Annotated in this window: 23 protein-coding genes; 11 read left to right on the top strand and 12 right to left on the bottom strand. The window is 60.3% G+C overall.

The window, feature by feature from the left end; translation table 11 throughout:
- The first annotated feature begins 1 nt into the window (after position 1).
- The 8 genes from GA0061100_RS00380 to GA0061100_RS00345 all read left to right on the top strand — a co-directional run bounded on the left by GA0061100_RS00380 (position 2) and on the right by GA0061100_RS00345 (position 8,384).
- Positions 2-1,147, top strand: coding sequence for an alpha-hydroxy acid oxidase (locus tag GA0061100_RS00380; protein WP_075850648.1), 1,146 nt, complete (start codon positions 2-4; stop codon positions 1,145-1,147).
- A 130-nt stretch (positions 1,148-1,277) separates the two neighbouring features.
- Positions 1,278-2,795 carry a helicase HerA domain-containing protein gene (locus tag GA0061100_RS00375; protein WP_075850647.1) on the top strand — a complete coding sequence of 506 codons (1,518 nt, stop codon included), beginning with the start codon at positions 1,278-1,280 and terminating at the stop codon, positions 2,793-2,795.
- A 232-nt stretch (positions 2,796-3,027) separates the two neighbouring features.
- Entirely contained in the window at positions 3,028-3,645 is a 618-nt protein-coding gene (gene rpsD / locus GA0061100_RS00370) for a 30S ribosomal protein S4 (RefSeq protein ID WP_075850646.1), read from the top strand.
- A gap of 71 nt (positions 3,646-3,716) precedes the next feature.
- On the top strand, positions 3,717-4,646 hold the full coding sequence (locus tag GA0061100_RS00365) for a glutaminase (RefSeq protein ID WP_075850645.1): 930 nt from the start codon (positions 3,717-3,719) through the stop codon (positions 4,644-4,646).
- 61 nt (positions 4,647-4,707) lie between these two features.
- Positions 4,708-5,595: a tRNA 2-thiocytidine(32) synthetase TtcA gene (gene ttcA, locus GA0061100_RS00360; protein ID WP_075850644.1), complete on the top strand. Its 888-nt coding sequence runs from the start codon at positions 4,708-4,710 to the stop codon at positions 5,593-5,595.
- A gap of 73 nt (positions 5,596-5,668) precedes the next feature.
- Positions 5,669-6,496, top strand: coding sequence for an inositol monophosphatase family protein (locus tag GA0061100_RS00355; RefSeq protein ID WP_075850643.1), 828 nt, complete (start codon positions 5,669-5,671; stop codon positions 6,494-6,496).
- A 16-nt stretch (positions 6,497-6,512) separates the two neighbouring features.
- Positions 6,513-7,337 (top strand): inositol monophosphatase family protein, encoded by an 825-nt coding sequence (locus tag GA0061100_RS00350; protein ID WP_075850642.1) that lies wholly within the window; start codon positions 6,513-6,515, stop codon positions 7,335-7,337.
- A gap of 117 nt (positions 7,338-7,454) precedes the next feature.
- Complete coding sequence (locus tag GA0061100_RS00345; protein WP_075850641.1) at positions 7,455-8,384, top strand: adenylate/guanylate cyclase domain-containing protein; 930 nt, start codon at positions 7,455-7,457, stop codon at positions 8,382-8,384.
- A 14-nt stretch (positions 8,385-8,398) separates the two neighbouring features.
- Here the strand turns inward: GA0061100_RS00345 and GA0061100_RS00340 are convergent, their stop codons facing one another.
- The 3 genes from GA0061100_RS00340 to grxD form a co-directional block, all read right to left on the bottom strand.
- Positions 8,399-9,694, bottom strand: a complete 1,296-nt coding sequence (locus GA0061100_RS00340) for a multidrug effflux MFS transporter (protein ID WP_075850640.1) — start codon at positions 9,692-9,694, stop codon at positions 8,399-8,401.
- A gap of 13 nt (positions 9,695-9,707) precedes the next feature.
- Positions 9,708-10,940: a multidrug effflux MFS transporter gene (locus tag GA0061100_RS00335; RefSeq protein WP_075850639.1), complete on the bottom strand. Its 1,233-nt coding sequence runs from the start codon at positions 10,938-10,940 to the stop codon at positions 9,708-9,710.
- A gap of 139 nt (positions 10,941-11,079) precedes the next feature.
- On the bottom strand, positions 11,080-11,415 hold the full coding sequence (gene grxD, locus GA0061100_RS00330; RefSeq protein ID WP_047633128.1) for a Grx4 family monothiol glutaredoxin: 336 nt from the start codon (positions 11,413-11,415) through the stop codon (positions 11,080-11,082).
- A 382-nt stretch (positions 11,416-11,797) separates the two neighbouring features.
- Between grxD and GA0061100_RS00325 the strand changes: the two genes are divergently transcribed.
- Together GA0061100_RS00325 and GA0061100_RS00320 are read left to right on the top strand one after the other, a co-directional pair.
- Positions 11,798-12,100, top strand: a complete 303-nt coding sequence (locus GA0061100_RS00325; RefSeq protein WP_075850638.1) for a hypothetical protein — start codon at positions 11,798-11,800, stop codon at positions 12,098-12,100.
- 223 nt (positions 12,101-12,323) lie between these two features.
- Positions 12,324-13,523: a hypothetical protein gene (locus tag GA0061100_RS00320; RefSeq protein WP_075851824.1), complete on the top strand. Its 1,200-nt coding sequence runs from the start codon at positions 12,324-12,326 to the stop codon at positions 13,521-13,523.
- Here the strand turns inward: GA0061100_RS00320 and GA0061100_RS00315 are convergent.
- The 4 genes from GA0061100_RS00315 to GA0061100_RS00295 all read right to left on the bottom strand — a co-directional run bounded on the left by GA0061100_RS00315 (position 13,509) and on the right by GA0061100_RS00295 (position 18,310).
- Positions 13,509-13,742 carry a BolA family protein gene (locus GA0061100_RS00315; protein ID WP_004108912.1) on the bottom strand — a complete coding sequence of 78 codons (234 nt, stop codon included), beginning with the start codon at positions 13,740-13,742 and terminating at the stop codon, positions 13,509-13,511. The genes GA0061100_RS00320 and GA0061100_RS00315 overlap by 15 nt on opposite strands.
- A 14-nt stretch (positions 13,743-13,756) precedes the next feature.
- A complete protein-coding gene (purL, locus tag GA0061100_RS00310; protein WP_075850637.1) occupies positions 13,757-15,988 on the bottom strand; it encodes a phosphoribosylformylglycinamidine synthase subunit PurL in 2,232 nt (743 codons plus the stop codon).
- A 171-nt stretch (positions 15,989-16,159) separates the two neighbouring features.
- The gene (locus tag GA0061100_RS00300; protein WP_075850635.1) at positions 16,160-16,768 is read right to left on the bottom strand and encodes an acyloxyacyl hydrolase; all 609 of its coding nucleotides are present in this window, start codon (positions 16,766-16,768) and stop codon (positions 16,160-16,162) included.
- 123 nt (positions 16,769-16,891) lie between these two features.
- Positions 16,892-18,310: an aminotransferase-like domain-containing protein gene (locus tag GA0061100_RS00295; RefSeq protein WP_075850634.1), complete on the bottom strand. Its 1,419-nt coding sequence runs from the start codon at positions 18,308-18,310 to the stop codon at positions 16,892-16,894.
- A 42-nt stretch (positions 18,311-18,352) separates the two neighbouring features.
- On the opposite strand from GA0061100_RS00295, the gene GA0061100_RS35515 reads away from it, so the two are divergent.
- Positions 18,353-18,661 carry a DUF1127 domain-containing protein gene (locus GA0061100_RS35515; protein ID WP_425298632.1) on the top strand — a complete coding sequence of 103 codons (309 nt, stop codon included), beginning with the start codon at positions 18,353-18,355 and terminating at the stop codon, positions 18,659-18,661.
- A 48-nt stretch (positions 18,662-18,709) separates the two neighbouring features.
- Here GA0061100_RS35515 and GA0061100_RS00285 read toward each other — a convergent pair whose 3' ends face one another.
- The 5 genes from GA0061100_RS00285 to purC form a co-directional block, all read right to left on the bottom strand.
- Positions 18,710-19,243: an AAA family ATPase gene (locus tag GA0061100_RS00285; RefSeq protein WP_075850632.1), complete on the bottom strand. Its 534-nt coding sequence runs from the start codon at positions 19,241-19,243 to the stop codon at positions 18,710-18,712.
- Between the two features lie 81 nt (positions 19,244-19,324).
- The gene (locus GA0061100_RS00280) at positions 19,325-19,732 is read right to left on the bottom strand and encodes a hypothetical protein (RefSeq protein WP_075850631.1); all 408 of its coding nucleotides are present in this window, start codon (positions 19,730-19,732) and stop codon (positions 19,325-19,327) included.
- 119 nt (positions 19,733-19,851) lie between these two features.
- Positions 19,852-20,523: a phosphoribosylformylglycinamidine synthase subunit PurQ gene (purQ, locus tag GA0061100_RS00275; protein ID WP_075850630.1), complete on the bottom strand. Its 672-nt coding sequence runs from the start codon at positions 20,521-20,523 to the stop codon at positions 19,852-19,854.
- A gap of 103 nt (positions 20,524-20,626) precedes the next feature.
- Positions 20,627-20,869: a phosphoribosylformylglycinamidine synthase subunit PurS gene (gene purS, locus GA0061100_RS00270; protein WP_075850629.1), complete on the bottom strand. Its 243-nt coding sequence runs from the start codon at positions 20,867-20,869 to the stop codon at positions 20,627-20,629.
- Between the two features lie 17 nt (positions 20,870-20,886).
- A complete protein-coding gene (gene purC, locus GA0061100_RS00265) occupies positions 20,887-21,651 on the bottom strand; it encodes a phosphoribosylaminoimidazolesuccinocarboxamide synthase (protein WP_004108877.1) in 765 nt (254 codons plus the stop codon).
- Between the last annotated feature and the right edge of the window lie 170 nt (positions 21,652-21,821).

Here is a 21,821-nt window from a genome sequence, read left to right as displayed (position 1 = left end):
CATGCGCTTGCGTGAGTGCCACAACTTCCATGATTTTCGCCTTCTCGCGAAAAAGCGTCTTCCCGGCCCGATCTTCAATTATATCGATGGCGCTGCCGACGACGAAGTGACGCTGCGGCGGAACACGTCGAGCTTCGAAAGCTGCGATCTCGTTCCCAACGTCCTGCGCGGTGTCAGCGAGATAGATATGTCTGTCACCGTCATGGGACAAAAGCTCGCGACCCCCTTCTACTGCTCGCCGACGGCGCTGCAGCGGCTGTTCCATCACCAGGGCGAGAATGCGGTGGCGGCAGCAGCCTCCTCGCTTGGAACGATGTTCGGCGTCTCCTCGCTCGGCACTGTCAGCCTGGAGGAAATCCGCAAGAAGCACGCGGGGCCGCAGGTCTACCAATTCTATTTCCATAAGGATCGCGGCCTGAACCGCGCGATGATGGAGCGGGCGAAGGAAGCCGGCGTCAACGCGATGATGCTGACGGTCGACAGCATTACCGGCGGCAATCGCGAGCGCGATCTTCGCACCGGATTTTCCATCCCGTTCAAGCTCAATCTCGCAGGCCTCACCCAGTTCGCCATCAAGCCGGCATGGGCGCTGAACTATGTGACGCACGAGAAGTTCCGCCTGCCGCAGCTCGACGAGCATGTGGATATGAGCGGCGGTGCGATGTCGATCGGCAAGTATTTCACCGAGATGCTCGATCCGTCGATGAACTGGAACGACGTCGCCGAGATGGTGAAGCACTGGAACGGTCAGTTCTGCCTCAAGGGCATCATGTCGGTCGAAGACGCCAAGCGCGCCGTCGACATCGGCTGCACCGGCATTGTGTTGTCGAACCATGGCGGCCGCCAGCTGGACGGCTCGCGCTCCGCGTTCGATCAGCTGGCCGAGATCGTCGACGCTGTCGGTCATCGTATCGACGTGATGATGGATGGGGGCGTTCAGCGCGGCACGCATGTGCTGAAGGCCCTGTCGCTCGGTGCGAAGGCCGTCGGTCTCGGCCGTTTCTATCTCTATCCGCTGGCTGCTGCCGGTCAGGCGGGTGTGGAGCGGGCGCTTAGGCATCTGCGTACCGAAGTCGAGCGCGACATGAAGCTGATGGGCTGCACTTCGGTCAGCCAGCTCTCGCGGGCAAACCTGCGGTTCCGCTGACATCTGCAATCGCCTGTGGGTTTTTTCAATCCACGGGCGCGAAGCTTGGAAATCTTTGCTAGACGGAGACGCGTCCTTTCAGAAAGATGGGGCGCATCCACATTTGATTCTTGCTCATAGGGGAAGTGCATTGCAGGTCGGCATCGACATGGGAACGGCGTCCGGCGGGACCAGCGCCCAGCTCGATATCGAGGAGCTGCTGGCGACGCGTCTCCTGGTCCAGGGCAATTCCGGCTCCGGTAAGTCTCATCTGCTGCGGCGGCTGCTGGAGCAGTCCGCGCAGTGGGTGCAGCAGGTTATCATCGATCCCGAAGGCGATTTCGTCACGCTGGCCGACAAGTTCGGGCATGTGGTTGTCGATGGCGAGCGCACGGAGGCGGAACTCGCCGGCATTGCCAACCGTATCCGCCAGCATCGCGTTTCCTGCGTGCTGACGCTAGAGGGGCTCGATATCGAGCAGCAGATGCGCGCCGCCGCCGCCTTCCTCAATGGTATGTTCGATGCCGATCGCGAATTCTGGTATCCGGTGCTGGTCGTGGTCGACGAGGCGCAGATGTTCGCGCCCTCGGTCGCGGGCGACGTCTCGGAAGATGCGCGCAAGATGTCGCTTGGCGCCATGACCAATCTGATGTGCCGTGGCCGAAAGCGTGGTCTTGCCGGCGTCATCGCCACGCAGCGCCTGGCGAAGCTCGCCAAGAATGTTGCGGCGGAAGCCTCCAACTTCCTGATGGGCCGCACCTTCCTCGATATCGACATGGCCCGCGCCGCCGATCTGCTCGGCATGGACCGCAGGCAGGCGGAAATGTTCCGCGACCTGAAGCGCGGTAATTTCGTAGCGCTCGGGCCGGCACTCTCGCGCCGGCCGTTGCCGATCACCATCGGCACGGTCGAAACCTCTGCGCGCTCTTCCAGCCCGAAGCTGATGCCGCTGCCGGATGCGCCGCAGGATGTCGAGGATCTGATTTTCACGCCGGATCCGGAAGAGTTTACGCGCGCCGCTGTCCGCCGTACCACGCCGGCACCGCGCCCGACGACCGATATTCTGGCAGAACTTTCCCGTTCCGTGCCAGCCGCGAGCCCGGCGCCGACAGAACCAAAGGTCAGCCAGCCGGAACTATCGAGCGAGGATCGCGAGGTGAGGGTGAGCGCGGTGCTTTCCGAAATCCTCGATGATCCGGCCTCGGGCTTCCGCACGGATTCGGTGCTTTATCAGGAGTTTCTCGTACGTTTGCGCATGCGCCGCGTTCCCGGGGCGCCGATGAGCCTTTCGGAGTTCCGCCGACGCGTGGCGATCGCCCGCTCTGGTGCTGACGAGGAGGTGATGGCAACGGAGCAATGGGCAACAGCGCTCTCGCTTTCCACCAGCGTTACCGACGATCTGCAGGGCGTCTTCCTGATGCTTGCCAAGGCGGCGATCAGCGGCGAGCCGTGCCCTTCCGATGCCCGTATCGCCCGCGCCTACGGCACGCATTCCGCCCGTCGCGCGCGGCGTCTGCTGAGCTATTTCGAGGAGCAGGGCAGCGTCGTCGTCCACACGGATTTCTCGGGCAAGCGTATCGTTGCCTTCCCGGATATGGGGTCTCAGACCGCACCTGGCGATGCCAATGCGCCCGATCTCGATGCCGGCGAGCAGGCGGCGGCGGAATAGCCGTCGTATTCTTATGCAAGAGCGCTTGGCGCTGTTGACAATTCCATGACAACCCCTTACAGACCGCGCCAACGCCGGGCAGAAATGTCCGGTGTTTCATTTGACATGTCCCGTGGCTTTCTCCGTTCGCTAATGTGAGAAGCCTGTCAGAGCTCGAAAACGGAGTTCAGAGGAGGGCGTGTTTCCTTCGCGGTTCGGCAACGGGCCGCGGCAACGTTTGAAAGGAAATGCGATGAGCAAGCGCGAATCGTCCAAGTACAAAATTGACCGCCGTATGGGCGAAAACATCTGGGGCCGTCCGAAGTCCCCGGTTAACCGTCGCGAATACGGCCCGGGCCAGCACGGCCAGCGCCGCAAGGGCAAGCTCTCCGACTTCGGCGTGCAGCTGCGCGCCAAGCAGAAGCTGAAGGGCTACTACGGCGACCTGCGCGAGAAGCAGTTCCGCGCCATCTTCGCTGAAGCTGACCGTCGCAAGGGCGACACCTCGGAAAACCTGATCGGCTTGCTCGAATCGCGCCTCGACGCGATCGTCTACCGCGCCAAGTTCGTTCCGACCGTCTTCGCTGCCCGTCAGTTCGTCAACCATGGCCACGTCACGGTCAACGGCGTTCGCGTCAACGTCGGTTCGTACCGCTGCAAGGCTGGCGACGTTATCGAAGTTCGCGAAAAGTCCAAGCAGCTCGTAACGGTTTTGGAAGCCGTTTCGCTCGCTGAGCGCGACGTTCCGGACTACATCGAAGCCGACCACAACAAGATGGTTGCGACCTTCGCTCGCATCCCGGCTCTCGCCGACGTGCCGTACGCCGTCGTCATGGAACCGCATCTGGTCGTCGAATTCTATTCGCGTTAATAAGCGGATAACTTTCTTGATGAATGAAAAGCCGCTCGGTTCGAGCGGCTTTTTTGTCTTTGGAGCGCCTCATGACGGATTTGCAGGCCATTCTCGATGGCATTCATGCGGAGCTTTCGCCACGTATCGGTGAAGGCAAGGTTGCCGATTACATTCCCGAACTGGCAAAAGTCGATCCGCAACAGTTCGGCATGGCGATCGCCACGGTCGGCGGCGATGTCTACAGCGTCGGCGACGCCGCGGTTCCCTTTTCCATCCAGAGTATCTCCAAGGTCTTCATGCTGACGCTCGCGCTCGGCAAGATCGGGGAAAGCCTTTGGAATCGGGTGGGACGCGAACCGTCCGGTACGGCCTTCAATTCCATCGTCCAGCTGGAGCGCGAAGAGGGTATTCCTCGCAATCCCTTCATCAATGCAGGCGCGATCGCGATCAGCGACGTCGTGCTGGCGGGACACGAGCCGCGCGAGGCGATCGGCGAGCTTTTGCGCTTCGTGCGCTATGTGGCCGACGATGAGACGATCAGCATTGATGACAAGGTCGCGCGTTCGGAGACGCAGACGGGCTATCGCAATTTCGCGCTCGCCAATTTCATGCGCGCCTATGGCAACATCCACCATCCGGTCGAGCATGTGCTCGGCGTCTATTTCCATCAATGCGCGCTTGCGATGAGCTGCCAGCAGCTTGCCAAGGCGGGGCTCTATCTCGCTGCACGCGGCAGCAATCCGATCACGGGCCATTCCGTGGTCTCGCCGAAGCGCGCGCGGCGTATCAATGCGCTGATGCTGACCTGCGGCCATTATGATGGGTCTGGCGATTTTGCCTATCACGTCGGTCTGCCGGGCAAGAGCGGTGTCGGCGGCGGCATTCTCGCCGTGGCGCCAGGCATCGGCTCGATTGCGGCCTGGTCGCCGGGCTTGAACAAGGTCGGCAATTCCCAGCTTGGCGCGGTAGCGCTGGAAATGCTGGCGGCCCGCACCGGCTGGTCGGTGTTCGGCGATTGAGACCCATGTCTTCTCGCGCCGCTTTCTGCTATCAGCGTGGCGAGATGCAAGGAATGACGGAATGAATATCGCGACCACGGTGAATGACGAAATCGATATAGAGGCTGAAGATGGCGGCTCTGCCGCGCATCCGATGTTTTCCGACGCGCCGCGATCCGTCTCCTTCAACAAGCTGCGCAAGCGCCTGCTGCGGCAGGTGCGTCAGGCTATGGATGATTTCCAGATGCTGAAGGGCCAGAAGCGCTGGCTCGTCGGCCTTTCCGGCGGCAAGGATTCGTACGGTCTGCTGGCGCTGCTCCTCGATCTCAAATGGCGCGGTTTGCTGCCGGTGGAGCTGGTCGCCTGCAATCTCGATCAGGGCCAGCCGAATTTTCCAAAGCATGTTCTGCCGGGCTATCTGACGAAGATCGGCGTCACTCATCGCATCGAATATCGCGACACCTATTCGATCGTGAAGGAGAAGGTGCCGGAAGGCGCAACCTACTGTTCGCTCTGTTCGCGCCTGCGCCGCGGCAATCTCTATCGCATCGCCCGCGAGGAGGGTTGCGACGCGCTGGTGCTAGGGCATCATCGCGAGGATATTCTCGAAACCTTCTTCATGAACTTCTTCCACGGCGGCCGCCTGGCCTCCATGCCGGCGAAGCTGCTCAATGACGAAGGCGACCTGATGCTGCTGCGCCCGCTCGCCTATGCGGCGGAAGATGATCTTGCGAAGTTTGCGACGGCTATGCAGTTTCCGATCATTCCCTGCGATCTCTGTGGCTCGCAGGATGGGCTACAGCGCAATGCGATGAAGGACATGCTTGCCGATATCGAACGGCGCATGCCGGGGCGCAAGGATACGATGCTGCGCGCGCTGGCGCATGTGAACCCGTCGCACCTGCTCGACCCCAAGCTGTTCGATTTCGCTGGCTTGATGACACAGGGATCTTCCGGCGATCCCGCTTAAATTCAGCGCTTTTGCCACACCGATGTCATCGAATCGGGCATAAGAGGAAGCCCTTTCAAAACAGAGGCTTCCGATGACCTTCTCCGATACGGATTTCGACTATGTGATGACGATCGTTGCCGAAGCGGCGTCAAAGGAAATCATGCCGCGCTTCCGCAATCTGGCCGCCGGCGACATATCGGAAAAGACGTCGGCTATCGACCTCGTGACCGAGGCTGATCTTCTGGCCGAACGGCACATCACCACGGCGCTGAAGGCACGTTTTCCAAACGCCTTGATCGTCGGTGAAGAAGCCTATGAGACCGACAAGTCCGTCGTGCCGGCGCTGACGCGTGCGGAACTGGCTTTCACCATCGACCCGGTGGATGGCACTTTCAATTTCGCGGCGGGATTGCCGGTCTTCGGGACGATAGTGGCCGTCATCGCCAATGGCGAGACGATCGCAAGCATCATCCATGATCCCGTGCTCGGCGACACTTTGACGGCCGTAAAGGGCGGAGGCACCTTCCTGCGCCGGCAAACCGGGCAGGCGAGGCGGCTCGCCGTTGCCGCACCTGCGCCGTTAAGCGCGATGACGGGTGCGATATCCTGGGGTCACATGGACGAGCCGGATCGGTCGCGCATCTGCGGCAACCTGTCCAGGACCCGCATGGTTTTCTCCGTGAATTGCTCGGCTTACGAATATTGGATGGTGGCTTCAGGCAAGTGGCACTTCATCGCTCATTCCAAGCTGATGCCCTGGGATCATCTTGCCGGCGTGCTGGCGCATCAGGAAGCAGGCGGCTATACCGCCAAATTCGACGGTACGCCCTACAAACCCGGCGAGACGACGGGCGGCATCATTTCTGCGCCGGATGAGGAAAGCTGGCGGATGATCCGTCGCGAGATCATCGGCGCCTGACGCGAAAGGAAAAAGCATGACATCGCTCGTTGACGTTACCACGCTTGCCCATGTGCTGCGCCGCGCGGCACAGACGGAGATCCTGCCACGTTTCCGCAGGCTCGGCAGCGACGATGTCCGCGCCAAGAGCGAGGCGACCGACCTTGTGACGGAAGCCGATGAGCGTGCCGAGCATATGATAAAGGCCGAGGTTGCGCGGCTCTGGCCGGAAGCGTTGTTCATCGGCGAGGAATCGGTTGCCGCTGACCCGTCGCTATTGACGAAGCTTGCCGACGCCGATCTTGCCATCATCGTCGACCCCGTCGACGGGACATTCAATTTCGCCGCCGGCATTCCGGCGTTCGGCGTCATGGCCTCGGTCGTCTCGAAGGGAGAGACCATCGCCGGTATCATCTTCGATCCGATGGGCGACGACTGGGTGCTGGCGGAGCGCGGTAGCGGTGCATGGCTGCGCCGGCCCGATGGCGAGACGTTGCGTCTCAAGGTAGGGCAGCCGGTTGCGCTGGAAGAGCTGGTCGGCATGGCGGCCACCGGCTTCCTGCCCAAGGGAAAGCGCGCCGAGATCATGGGTAATCTCGCCAAGGTGCGCTACACGACCTGCTATCGCTGCGCGGCGCATGAATACCGCACGCTCGCGGGCGGCTATGTGCACTATCTCATGTACAACAAGCTGATGCCCTGGGATCATCTGGCGGGATCGCTGATATCAGCCGAAGCCGGCGCTTATGTCCGCCGCTTTGACGGTTCCGCCTATCTGCCGCATCATCTCGATGGCGGGCTGCTGATCGCCGTGGACAAGGACACCTGGGAATTGCTGCGGCGCGAGGTTTTTACCCTCTGAGGTGAGCCGCGCGCGCTACGATTGCCGGCGTGGCCCCTTGGAAAGTAACGGCTGGAGGGCTATCTTTGCTGCAACAGGCAAGAGCCTTGGTCGGCGCTTGCCGCGAGGATGAGACAAATGTCCGAGACGAGCCGCAAGCTGACCACCATCTTCTGCGCCGATGTGCAGGACTACACGCGCCTCATGGGGAAGGACGAGGAAGGGACGCTTTCGACCCTTCGCCGTTATCGCGACGCGATGAAGCGGCTGATCGAAGCGCATGGCGGCCGGGTGATCAATACCTGGGGCGATGGCGTCTTCGCCGAGTTTCCAAGCGTCGTCGAGGCCGTGCGGGCTGCAATCGACACGCAGAATGAGCTTGCCGGCTACAATGCCGTAACCGATCCCGACAAGCAGATGCTCTTCCGTATCGGCCTCAATCTCGGCGATGTGATCGCGGATGGCGATGATCTCTATGGCGACGGCGTCAATATTGCTGCTCGGCTGCAATCGCGCGCCGTGCCTGGCGGCATCGTCATCTCCAACACCGTCTACGACCAGGTTCGCAACAAGGTGGCGGTCGGCTTCGATTTCCTTGGCCAGCTCGAGGTCAAGAATATCGAGGGTGGCGTGCCGAGCTATGCGGTGCGGATCGGTGGCGTACAGGTTGTCGATACCACATCCGATTATCACTCGGCTCCGAAGCCGGCTTCCGCACGGGCGCCCGAGCCTGTGGTGCAGGAGCCTGCGCTGCAGGACTGGCGCCGGAGCTACGCTGCGCCACTTATCGTCTGTATCGGGCTTGCCATACTCAACGGACTGACCTGGCACGGGGAGTTCTGGGCGAAATGGCCCATACTCGCCATTCTATGGGTTGCGGCGTTCCGCTATGTTCGCAGTAACAGGCAGATCGATATGGCGATCGCCAGCCTTGTCATCACGGGCATCGGCATCGTTATGATCAATCTTTTCACCTGGCACGGCACGCCTTGGGCGATGTGGCCCTTGTTCGGCCTTGCAATTGCCGCTGCGCTGCGCTGGGTCAGTCGCCCGCGCAGCGGTGTTTAAGGAGGTCACGTCGCTCAGACGTGACCCATACCAGGCTCCAGCGCCGGCGTATCGCCGGGATGGGTGAAGAGCTTGCCGCGCTCCGCCCAGAGCGTCGCCAGGATCGACAGCAGACCGAACACCGTGAAACCGGCCAGCAGCGGCTGCGCCGTGCCATCGAACATCTGGCCGACGATGCCGCCGAGCAGGACGCCGACCGTGGTGGAGACCGAGCTGGTGATGGCGGCTGCCGTGCCCGCCAGGTGTCCCATAGGCTCCAAGCTGATCGCCATGCAGTTGGTGGTGATCACTGCGAACATCATCAGCATCACCGAGATCAGCACGTAAATGAAGGTGAAGCTCGGCTGACCGAACATGCCGACGATGTAGCCGATGGCGCCCAAAACGGTGAAAACGATCATGGCGGCGTGGGAAATCCGGCGCATGCCAAAGCTGCGGACGAAATAGCCATTGGCGAACTGTGCGACGGCCGTGCCGGCTGCCGTTGCTGCAAAGGCGATCGGGAACGTGTCCCCAAGACCGTAGACCTCGCCGAAAACCTGCTGCACGGAGACGATGTAGGCGCAGATGACGCCGGTATAGAGCGTCAGGCCGATCATGTAACCGCAGGTGATGCGGTTGGTCAGCACCGTCTTGAAGCCGGAAAGAACCGATGCGACCGAGAGAGGCAGGCGCTCTTCAACCGGCAGCGTCTCTTTCATGCGGAAGAAGGCGACCAGGAAAAGGCCGGCGCTGACGATGCCGAGCAGGATGAAAATCCACTGCCAGTTCGAATAGGCGACGATCATCTGGCCGACGAAGGGCGCAACCATCGGCATGATCATGAAGACGATCATCACATAGGACATGACGCGAGCCATTTCGCGGCCGCCGAAGCAATCGCGCACGATAGCAAGCGTGGTGATACGCACGGCTGCAGCACCGACGCCCTGCGCAAAACGCATCGCCAGCAGGGCAAACAGGCTGCCGCTCCACGCTGCGGCAAAGAGCGTCACCGTATAGAAGGCCAGGCCACCGAGAAGGATGTACCGTCGGCCATAGGTATCCGACAGGCTGCCGAAGAAAAGCTGGCAGATGCCGAAGCCGAGGAAATAGACGCCGATGACGAGCTGGGTGTCATTCGGATTGGCGACATTCAGCGACTGGCCGATATTCGGCAGTGCCGGCAGCATGCTGTCGATGCCCATGGAGATGCTGGCCGTCATCAGGGCGATCGTGAGGATGAATTCCACGATGCCAAGGCCGATGCGGCTGGAGCCGGACTGCGCCGGCTGCTGGGCCGGCTGCTGGGACTGAGGCGGGGTTGTCATTCGAATATGCCTGTCAATGTAAAGCGAGGGACTGATCGGCCGGCGGCGGTGCGTTATGTGGGCGGAACAGCCTTCCCTTCTCAGCGATCAGCACGAAGACGACACCAATAAGGGAAACGGTGAAATAGCCGATGACCATCGGTGTTGCCGTGCCGTTGTAGAACTGACCGATGCAGGCGCCGATCGATGCGCCGCCGACCGTGCTCATGAAGCCGAGTACGGAGGATGCTGTGCCGGCGACGTGGCCGAGAGGCTCCATCGCGAGAGAGTTGAAGTTGGAGCCGATCCAGCCGAACTGGAACATGGCCAGTGCGAAAAAGACCATGAACAGCGGGAACGGCATCGGCGCAGGCCCGTAGAGCTGCACCAGCAGCCAACAGAAGGTGATGGCGACAAAGCCGAGCAGGGCCGTGTGCGACAGCCGGCGCATGCCGAACCGGCCGACGAACTGAGAGTTGACGAAGGACGACAGGGCCATGAACGCGGCCACGCCGCCGAACGCCAGCGGCGTATAGACGCCGAGGCCGTAGATATTGTTGTAGATCTGCTGGGCGGAATTGATGAAGCCGAACAACGCGCCGAACAGGAACGTGCTCGCCAGGGTGTAACAGAGCGCTACCCGGTCCGTCAGAACGATCTTGAAGCCGGAGGCAACCGACCTGACGGTGAGGGGACGGATATTTTCAGGCTTTAGCGTCTCGGGAAGCCGGAAATACATCCAGGCACCCACGAGCGTCGCCATGGTGCCGATGAAGACGAAGATCATGTGCCAGGTGCTGACGAGCATGATGATCTGGCCGCTGCCCGGCGCGATGACCGGGACGATCATGAAGACCATCATGATCAACGACATCACCTCCGCCATCAGGCGGCCGCCGAAGACGTCGCGAACGATGGACACGGTGATGACGCGGGTTGCCGCCGAGCCGAGGCCCTGAATGAAACGGAGCGCAAGCAAGCCCGCAAAGGATGGAATGAGGGCAATGCCGAATGCTGAAATCACGTAGATGATGATGCCGACCAGGAGCGGCTTGCGGCGGCCGAAGCGATCCGACAGAGGGCCGTAGATAAGCTGCGCCGAGCCGAAGCCGATCAGATAGGCCGTCACCACATATTGCCGGTGATTCTCATTCATGACGCCGAGGCTGGAGCCGATCTGCTGCAGTGCGGGGAGCATGATGTCTATTGCGAGCGAATTGATCGCCATCAGAAAGGCCGCGAGTGCGATGAACTCACGTTTGCCCATGGGCAACTGCCCATGGGACATAGCCTGGGATGTAGTCGTCACGGTTTTATTCCCATAAACATGTCAAGGCGCCGCCCGGTGGCAGCGCCTTATCGATCAAATTGAACTATGGAAACCGGACGAGGAGCCCGGTGCCCGGTCAGGCGGCGCCGCGAACGCTGATGCCGTGTTCCTGGAGGTGTTGCTGCAACTCGCCCGCCTGGAACATTTCGCGCACGATATCACAGCCGCCGATAAACTCGCCCTTGACATAAAGCTGCGGGATGGTCGGCCAATTGGAGTAGTCCTTGATGCCCTGGCGAATCTCGGCGTCGGCGAGCACGTTGATGCCCTTATAGTCGACACCGATATAGTCGAGAATCTGGACCACCTGGCCGGAGAAGCCACACTGCGGGAACTGGGGCGTGCCTTTCATGAAGAGAACGACGTCGTTGTTCTTAACTTCGTTGGCGATGAATTCCTGAATGCCGCTCATTGTCCAGTTCCTTTCACATGCGGGGTCAAGATCCGCAGCGTTACATCTGTTCCTTAAATAGCAAGCGGCCGACAAGATTTCCAGCCGCAAAACATACGCGCCGTCTTTTTCATCGCATGAATGGACTTCCAGTATCCATGGCTAAGGATGATGATGGAAATGGCTCATTGACCAGATTTTCTGAACAGTGCGTTTTGGAAATACCCCTTCAACTCCATGTCTGAACAACACACATAAATTTGAAGCAAGGGATGATTAATATTAGGCTGCTATCTAATTTACAAGCGGTCGGTATGTTTGTTAGAGTTCGTCGATTGATGCGGTTTGGCGCGTATCGGTCCCTTGTGAGCATTGCATTCGCATTTTTGAGGGAGCGGACTCCATGAGCCACCATCACTATTCAGACGGGCAGGTTGGTGAAGAGCGGGAATTTTATAGCTCTGAAGATACGAGTGAAGGCGAGCGGGAATATTACGAGCATGTGCGCACGCCACGGGCATCGATCCTAAACAGCACTGTGACCGTGGGTGCGATCGTGCTCATTCTCAGCATGGCCTTCGGCTATCGTGCCTCGACCGCACCGACGCCGCAACCAGCCATGCCGCCGATAGTCGAGAAAATCATGGCGGCACCGCCGGTGGACCCTTGTGCTGAAGTCTCCCCATATCCGGGCCGGGAGTGCTGACATGTCGGAACCGTGGAGTTTTTACCCCTTGGCACGGCGAGCAAGCCGGCCGGGGACGATTGTGCGTCCGTTATGCGGGTTGACATGGTTGTAAACGTTTGTGCCTATCTTTTTGTTTTTCGGATGATTTGTTGCGGTCTGCCATGAAAAAGCCGGCAGGGTGTGTTCATGGCGATCTCCACTTCTTATGGCTGATGCTGGCGTCCCGGGGACAGACTACAATATGAATCCTATCAAGAAGAGGGTGGTTCTCCACTTCCCTGGCTTCGAGCCGCTGGATGCTGCCGCGCATCGGGCTCGCTATGAGCGTTCAGCCCGGCAGAGTGCCGCCGCCTGGGATTTTTCCGTCTCCGTAGATGAGTTGAAGAATTTCGGTCGGGCGCCGTACTTCGACGTCATGGCGACGGCGGCGGGCTGGCATACCCAAAGCCGCATTCATGTCATCGACCATAATGATCTGGTCGCCGTCCTGAACGGCAGGCCATTCTTCACGCGGCTCATGCAGGGCTATCTAGCTGCCGCAAGAGTTGCCATTTCGGGCGGCATGACCGGCTATTTCCGCCATGCGTGGCGCTTCGGCCTGTTCTTCATCTTTCCCTTTCTGCTGATGCTCGCAGGGTTGATTCTCAGCCTGTCGATCGCATTTACGCCATTCCTCTTCGGGCTGCCGGCGTGGAGTCATATCGGCAGCATCGCGCTCGCGGTCTTCTTCTTCGTCTATGTCTTCCTGCCACAGGCCGAGAAGCTGCATACTCTGCACCTTTTCTCCGACTGGGAGATGGCGGTTGCGATGGCAGGGTTGAACGGAATCGGCGCCGAACAATGGCTGGAAGCGAGCGCCATCAGCGTCCGGCAAGCCTTGGATGAGCCCGACGTCGAAGAATTCGTCATCTCCTCGCATAGCATGGGCTCATCCGTGGCAGCTCACGTGGTCGGCCTGTTGCTTGAGCGCGAGCCGGAATTGCTGCAGGGCAAGCGCGTGGTGTTTACGACGCTCGGCAGCGCTATCCTGCAATGCGCCCTCATGCGGCCGGCACAGGTGCTGCGCTCACGCGTGGGGTTGATCGCGCGCTGCAAGGAGATCTTCTGGCTCGACGTGCACTGTCTGACCGATGCGATCCACTTTTACAAGGCAAAGGTCGCCGCCGTTTGCGGACATGAGGATGCCCGGCAGGCTTCGATCCTCTTCGTGCGGTTCAAGCAGATGTTGTCGGAGAAGCATTACAAGAAGATCAAGCGCGATTTCCTGCGGGTTCACCGGCAATATGTGCTCGGCCCCGATGTAAGGGCATTCTTCGATTTCACGCTGATGACGGCCGGTCCGCTGCCGGCCTCGGATTTCGCTGAATTCTCACCGAAGAGAATGCCGGAGCTGAGCTTCAACCCCGGCGAAGAGGCGCAGGCGCTCTCAGTCGGGCGCTGACGTCTGTAGCGCAAGGGCGTGCAGCACGCCGCCCATATTGCCCTTCAGGGCATCATAGACCATCTGGTGCTGCTGCACGCGGCTCTTGCCGCGGAAGGCTTCCGCGACAACTTCGGCTGCGTAATGATCGCCATCCCCGGCCAGGTCGCGAATCGTCACCTTGGCGCCGGGAATGCCGGCCTTGATCATGTCTTCGATGTCGCCGGGGTTCATGGGCATGAGTGGTACCTCGATTATTCAGCGGCAGCGAGCGCGCTGCCGTCCATGAAGGCAGGAAACCACGATTCATGCGCCTCGCGCAACTGTTCAACCGGAAGCGTTAACAGCCCATCGACAACGAGCGCGTCACCGCCGACCGTACCGAGACGGCGGAAGGGTACGCCTGCACTTTCTGCGTTGATGCAGATGAAATCAGCGACATCGGCCGGAACCGCGATCACGTAGCGGGCCTGATCTTCCCCGAAAAGTGCTGCATGCGGTAGCGTCCGCCCTTCGCTGAGGTTGATGCGCAGGCCCTTGCCCGATGCCATCGCCATTTCTGCCAGGGCGAGTGCGAGACCGCCGGATGAGATGTCGTGGCAGGCCGTGACCTGACCATTGCGGATGGCGGAGCGGATGAAATCGCCATTGCGGCGTTCGGCAAAGAGATCGACTTCCGGAGCCGGGCCGTCGGTCGAGCCGATGATATCGCGAAGATAGATCGAAGAGCCGAGATGGCTGCCGTCGAGGCCGATCATGACGACATGATCGCCTTCCGAAGCGGAACCGATGCGAGCCATCGCCTTCCAATCCGGCAGCAGGCCGACGCCGGCAATGGTCGGAGTCGGCAGGATAGCGACACCGTTGGTTTCGTTGTAAAGCGAGACGTTGCCGGAAACGATCGGGAAATCCAGCGCGCGGCAGGCTTCGCCGATACCCTTAATTGCGCCGACGAATTGGCCCATGATCTCGGGCTTTTCCGGGTTGCCGAAGTTCAGATTGTCCGTTGCGGCCAGCGGCTCGGCGCCGGTTGCCGTAATGTTGCGCCAGCATTCCGCTACCGCCTGCTTGCCGCCTTCGAACGGATCGGCTTCGACATAACGCGGCGTGACGTCGGAGGAGAAGGCGAGAGCCTTGCTCGGATGGCCTTCGACGCGGACGACGCCGGCATCACCGCCGGGCAGTTGCAACGAGTTGCCCTGAATCAGCGTGTCGTATTGTTCGTAGACCCAGCGGCGGCTGGACTGATTGGCGGAACCAACGAGCTTTAGCAGTACCTGGCCATAATCTTCGGGAGCTGCCACGAGATCGGCGGGCAGGGCGGCGCGCTTGTCGGATTCGCGCCAGGGGCGGTCATATTCCGGCGCCTGATCGCCGAGATCCTTGATCGGCAGGTTGGCGACTTCCTCGCCCTGATGGATGACGCGGAAACGCAGGTCGTCGGTCGTCTTGCCGACGATGGCGAAATCCAGGCCCCACTTGACGAAGATCGCCTTGGCGACGGCCTCCTTTTCCGGCTGCAGCACCATGAGCATGCGCTCCTGGCTTTCCGACAGCATCATTTCATAGGCCGTCATCTGCTCTTCGCGCACCGGCACCTTGTCGAGATCGAGCTCGATGCCGAGGTCGCCCTTGGCGCCCATTTCGACAGCGGAGCAGGTGAGGCCGGCCGCACCCATGTCCTGGATGGCGATGACGGCGCCCGTCTGCATCAGTTCCAGGCAGGCTTCCAGCAGGCACTTTTCGGTGAAGGGGTCGCCAACCTGGACGGTCGGGCGCTTTTCCTCGATCGATTCGTCGAATTCCGCCGAAGCCATGGTCGCGCCGCCGACACCGTCGCGGCCGGTCTTGGCGCCGAGATAGACGACCGGCAGGCCGACACCCTTGGCCTCCGACAGGAAAATCGCATTGGACTTGGCAAGGCCGGCCGCGAAGGCGTTGACCAGAATATTGCCGTTGTAGCGTGCATCGAACTCGACTTCGCCGCCGACAGTCGGGACGCCGAAGGAATTGCCATAGCCGCCGACGCCGGCAACGACGCCAGAGACGAGGTGGCGGGTCTTCGGATGATCCGGCTCGCCGAAGCGCAGGGCGTTCATGGCGGCAACAGGGCGGGCGCCCATGGTGAAGACATCGCGAAGGATGCCGCCGACGCCGGTCGCAGCGCCCTGATAAGGCTCGATGTAGGACGGGTGGTTATGGCTCTCCATCTTGAAGACGACGCAGTCGCCGTCATCGATATCGACGACACCGGCATTTTCGCCGGGACCCTGGATGACGCGCGGTCCCTTGGTCGGCAGGGTGCGGAGCCACTTCTTGGAGGATTTGTACGAGCAGTGCTCGTTCCACATGGCCGAGAAGATGCCGAGCTCGGTGAAGGAAGGCTCGCGGCCGATCAGATCCAGAATGCGCTGATATTCATCCGGCTTGAGGCCGTGGGCGGCAATCAGTTCGGGGGTGATCTGGATCGAATTGGAAATGGTCATGGGCGCTCGAGGGTCCTTGCCTGGAAAGGGTTTGAAGGCCGGTCAGGGGATCGAGGTCTCTTTAGCGCAAGTCAACCTGTCGTGCGACAGGAAAATCACCGGCGCTCACAACACGCCGGTATTGATGCTGGGGAAATCAAGCGCGCGGCCATCGCCGACCGCCATGCGAGATCAGAACTTGTAGCCGACCATGATGCCGGCGCGCGTCATGCCACCGTTAGGTCCGTCACAGAGATTGGCATGCGACGAATGCGCGATCTGCGCCATCACGTTCCAGTGGTCGTCGAAATTGTAGCCGAGGCCGGCATATTCGTGGAAGAGCAAGCGACAGCCGAGCATCGGCCCGTGTTCTCTCCAATCGTCCAGATTGCCAGTGTGCACCGTGCCGCCAAAGCCGAGTTCGGTGAAGATGCCGTTGCTGTGGGTGAGCGTCCAGGAGAGGCCACCATACACCTGCGTCGCGGAGCCTGAAGTGCCGATCGATGTGCCGACGTGAATACGCGGATGGGTTAGCTGATCCTTCCAGTCGGCAGTAGGATTATAGCCGAACGGATTGAAGAGTACCTGGACATCCGGGAATACGCCGCTCTCGTGCTCGTTGCCGCTCTGGATGGAGCCGCTTGCACCGAAACGGAGTTCGTCGAAAATTTTGACTTGAGGGGCAGGAGTAGCCACCACCGTGTCTGCAGCGGTTGCGGCCGATTGACCTGCCACAAATACCGAACTGACTACCAGAAAACTCGAAACTAAACGCTTGCTCAAAAAGCCTGCAATAGCCATGCACTCCCCCTGGTGTGGCGGGCGAATCCTCATTCTTTATTGATAGAATGGTAGCGTGCTAAGTGTCGAGATAGCGAAATCGCAATTGCGCAAGATGTCTGTCGATAAATTGATAAGGCTTGCTTAAATGTGACTATCGTATCCTGATGAGCCGTTTTCCAACAACCTGCGTAAAGTCATGAAGCCCATGGCGACATCTTCTCGCTGTGGCGGCGACGAAAAAGCGACGCGGACCCTGTGGAAAACCCTGTCGATTCGGGCCGCCTTAAATTCATCTTCGTCATCAATGAGCACGCCTTCCGAGAGGGCAGCGTTCTTGAATGTGCCTGACAGCCAGGGTTCAGGCAGCTTCAGCCACAGGAACGGCAGATGCGGATGCGAGTTGAACTCGAAGCCTGATAATGCCTCGCGCGCCAATTGCTCGCGGGCCTTGATCTCCTCGACAGATCTGCGACGCAGCTCCAAGGCATGGCCGCCCAGCACGAGCCGGGCACAGGTTTCGGCCAGAATGAACGGCAGACCGCCCGTTGTCATCTTGTGCGTGACCTTGATGCGCTGGGCGAAATGCGGCGGGCAGGCGACCCAGCCGCCGCGCACGCCAGCCGTTACGGATTTTGACAGGCTGCTGACGACGAAAGTTCGCTCCGGCGCAATGGTGGCCATAAGCGGGTTCTGGTCGCCGGTCATGCCGCCATACAGATCGTCCTCGATCAGCCAGACGCTGTGCCGGCGCGCAATCGCGGCAATCGCCCGGCGTCTTGCCTCCGGCATTGTCACCAGCGTGGGATTGTGGGCTGTCGGCATCAGGAAGGCGAGGCGCGGGTGCTGCTGCTGGCACAGGCGCTCAAAATCCTCGGGGATCATGCCGTGCTCGTCCGAATCCACCAGGATCGTGCGGCGTCCGAGCAGGCGCGCGGCGCGGCTGATCTGCGTATAGGTCAGGTTCTCGAAGACGATCTTGTCGCCCGGCGAGGTGACGGCCGAAATGACGGCTATGGCGCCGGCATGGGCACCGAGTGTCGGTACGATTGTCTCGATTGCTGGCTGCCAGCCGTTTCGGGCAAGCCAGATCTGTCCCGCTTCAAACCAGCTCGCCGGGAAGTTCCGCGAATAGGAGGAGATCTCCGTCTGGTGCTCGCTGCTGATGTCGGCGAAGAGCTTGCCGATGATCGCACCCTGCCCGATGTCAGGAGCGGCAGTGGTGTCGAAGCGGATCTTGGCGTCAGGCGTATTCAGGCCGCGAGTGCCGGAGAGTGCTTGGGTGATGGGATCGACGAGCTCGATCTGCTTGCCGTTCGAGCGCTCCAGAACATAGGTGCCGCGGCCGACCTCGCCAGCTACGAGGCCACGTTCATGCACAAGTGCATAGGCTCTACTCACGGTGCCGATGGTCACACCGATATCGTAGGCGAGATTGCGTTGTGGCGGCAGCTTGGTGCCGGGCGGCAGAACGCCGTGCGTGATCGCGTTCTCGATGCTGTCGGCAACGCGGATATAGACCGGTCCGTTGCCACTGGAAATGTCAGGGAGCCAATTTGTCATAATGACAATTTCCTAGATTGTCCCTGTTATCGAGTCAAGAGTATGAGTCAATTTGTATCGTTTGGCTCGATGCATCATAATTGTCACCGTTCTATGGAAGTGAATATGAGTACAATAGATACAATCTGCTCGACCGAGGCGCGAGAAGCCCGTTCGGTGGGCATGGGGATTACAGCGGCAGAGCCAAGGCCGCATGTAGTACGTCGGCTTTGGACATTTTACCTGCATTGGCTGGAGAAGCGCGAAAGCCGGCAGGTCCTACGAGATTTGACGGACGATCAATTGTGCGACATCGGCCTGACGCGCCGCGAGGCAGCCAAGGAAGTCAAAAAGTCGTTCTTTTGGGATTGATGGGGTTGTCAAGCAGGCCTGCCCAACATCAGGCGCGGCCTGCGCTGCCTACCCAAGTCCCAGAATGGAAAGAACGAAGTCCGTACGTTCCCCGACGCTGACTTTCGGCAGAACATGAATTTCGTAGCCAAGTGTTGGGTAGGCAGCGCTCAGCCGGTCATATTCCGAGACGGCGGCCGAGAAATCGTGCCTCCGTTCGCGATCGCCGACATAGATCTCCGGCCAGGGCGGCGTCAGGAAGACATGTCTGCTGTAGCGATGCATTCGGCCGAGCGACGCCAAGACGGGCTCGCCCGTCATGTGTTCGAGTGCCGATGCTGCATCGATCAGCCCCCTGTCAAAGAAGACAGTACCCGGGAACGCGGTTGCGTTTTCGCGATCCTTCAGCGACATGGCGATTGCCCTACGTGCGAATGCCGGCGCATCGACCCATGGCAGGGCCGATCCATCGCCTTGCAATTCCTCGATGACGATACGGCGGCCTGGTTCCTCGACGATGTGGTAACCGCGGAGCTTGAGCGCCTCTAAGAGCGTGGATTTACCGCCGCCGGAGCAGCCGGAAAGAATGATAAACCTGTCCATGACAATGATCCCTGGGTAAAGGGCACGTCATGCGCTGGCTGCGAGGCTTCCCCGTGAAGCGGAAAGCCTAGGGCCGTCGACCTAGCTGCAAGCCTTGGAGCCACCAGCCCAGCGATTGACGTCACCCGTGATGCGGCCGCCGGAAGCGCCTGACATCATCGGACCGAAGGCCTGCAGCTGCGCGGGATTGCCTTCCGCTTGCACAACGAGCGACGGCCGGCCGGTCGGATGTTTCTTGTCGACCACGAGGATGCGCGGGCGACCGGTGAAGGAATTGAGCTCCGGAGCGAGCTGATAGCTGGCAAAGGCCGGGTCCGAAGACTTGAACCAGCAGGCATTGGCATTGAGCATGATGCGCTCCATCGTCGACAGCGCGCTGTGATCGGTCGCGGTGATGCTCGGCGGACGCGGGCCGCACGAGGTGACCAGCAGCCCAAGCATCGCGATGGCAGCGGCGGAATAAAGTCCTGTCGGGAGGCGAGGGCGCATCAATCTCTTTCCAATGAAGCGGTTAGGGCTGGTCTGCCGAAGATGCCGGATCACTTTCCGGCGCCCTGCTGTTCTATCCAAAGACGCCGATTTTAAGGTTCCGATAGCGGGACGGCCTATCAGGCCGCGATCACGCCGAGCGCGGAGGCAAACAGGCCGCGGCCGTCGCTGCCGCCATGGGCTGCCTCGATCAGGTTTTCCGGATGCGGCATCATGCCGAGCACGTTGCCCTTGGCGTTCATCACGCCGGCAATGTCGTTGACGGAGCCGTTGGGGTTGGTGCCTTCGGCATAGCGGAACACCACCTGGCCATTATCCTCGATCGCCTTCAGCGTTTCGGCATCGGCAAAATAGTTGCCGTCGTGATGCGCAACGGGGCTGCGGATGACCTGACCCTTGGCATAGGCGGCCGTGAAGTCCGTTTCGGCATTGACGACTTCCAGCTTCACCTCGCGGCAGACGAACTTCAGCGAGGCATTGCGCATCAGCGCGCCGGGCAGCATGCCGGCTTCCAGTAGGATCTGGAAACCGTTGCAGACGCCCAAAACCTTGACGCCCTTGTCGGCCTTGTCCCTGATCGCCTGCATGATCGGCATGCGGGCGGCGATCGCGCCGCAACGCAGATAATCGCCGTAGGAGAAGCCGCCGGGAATGACGATCAGGTCGACATCCGGGATCTCGGTCTCCGTCTGCCAAACGGTCACCGGCGCCTGACCGGAAATCTTGGTCAGCGCCGCGATCATGTCGCGGTCACGGTTGAGGCCGGGGAGTTGGACGACTGCTGATTTCATGATGCTGGTCCCGCAAGTGGCGAAGAGTAATCGCTGGAATTTGCTTCGTGAGCCATACCCCATTGCCTCCGACAAAGGAAGGACGGCTCGCGAAGGGCGACAATCAGTCGATCGAAATGCTGAAGTTCTCGATGACCGTATTGGCGAGAAGCTTTTCGCACATGGCTTTCAGATCGGCTTCCGCCTTGGCCCTGTCGGTGCCTTCCAGCTCGAGATCGAAGACCTTGCCCTGGCGAACCTGATGGACGCCGTCAAAGCCGAGGGCGCCGAGCGCGCCTTCGATTGCCTTGCCCTGCGGATCGAGAACGCCGTTCTTCAGCGTGACGGTTACACGAGCCTTGATCACGATTGTCCTTCCTGAACTTACTTGACGAGAACCGGTCCCGTGCCACGCACGGGTTCGTTTTCATTGATGATGCCGAGGCGGCGAGCGACTTCGGAATAGGCTTCGAGCAGACCGCCCATATCGCGACGGAAGCGATCCTTGTCCATCTTCTCATGGGTTTCGATATCCCAGAGACGGCAGCTGTCCGGCGAAATTTCGTCGGCGAGGATGATGCGCATCATGTCGCCTTCGAAGAGGCGGCCGCATTCGATCTTGAAATCGACGAGCTGGATGCCGACGCCGAGGAAAAGGCCGGTCATGAAGTCGTTGACGCGGATGGCAAGCGCCATGATGTCATCGAGCTCGGCAGGATTGGCCCAGCCGAAGGCCGTGATATGCTCTTCGGAGACCATCGGGTCTTCGAGCGCGTCGGACTTGTAATAAAATTCGATGATCGAGCGCGGCAGCACCACGCCTTCCTCGATGCCAAGGCGCTTGGAGAGCGAGCCGGCGGCGACATTGCGCACGACGATCTCGAGCGGAATCATCTCCACTTCCTTGATCAGCTGCTCGCGCATGTTGAGGCGGCGGATGAAATGCGTGGGAATGCCGATCTTGTTCAGATGGCTGAAAATGTACTCGCAGATACGATTGTTCAGAACACCCTTGCCATCGATGACTTCGTGCTTCTTCTTGTTGAAGGCGGTGGCGTCGTCCTTGAAGAACTGGATCAGCGTGCCCGGCTCAGGCCCCTCGTAAAGGATCTTGGCCTTGCCCTCGTAAATACGGCGGCGACGGTTCATTGGTATTGTTCTCTGTCTTTGGCGCTCATGGGACAGCGCAAGTGGATCGTATGTGGGCGTCCCCATAACGGATAAGAAGCGAATTCACAATCCGCCTGCGCCTCCTTCCTCGCAATTCCGGCCTCGGCGGGGTGCCAATGCTGGGAATCGGGGTGCTGTCATGGCCTGTT

The sequence above is a fragment of the Martinezella hainanensis genome (assembly GCF_900094555.1).
Classification (GTDB): domain Bacteria; phylum Pseudomonadota; class Alphaproteobacteria; order Rhizobiales; family Rhizobiaceae; genus Rhizobium; species Rhizobium hainanense.
This window is presented reverse-complemented; position numbering and strand designations above follow the sequence as displayed.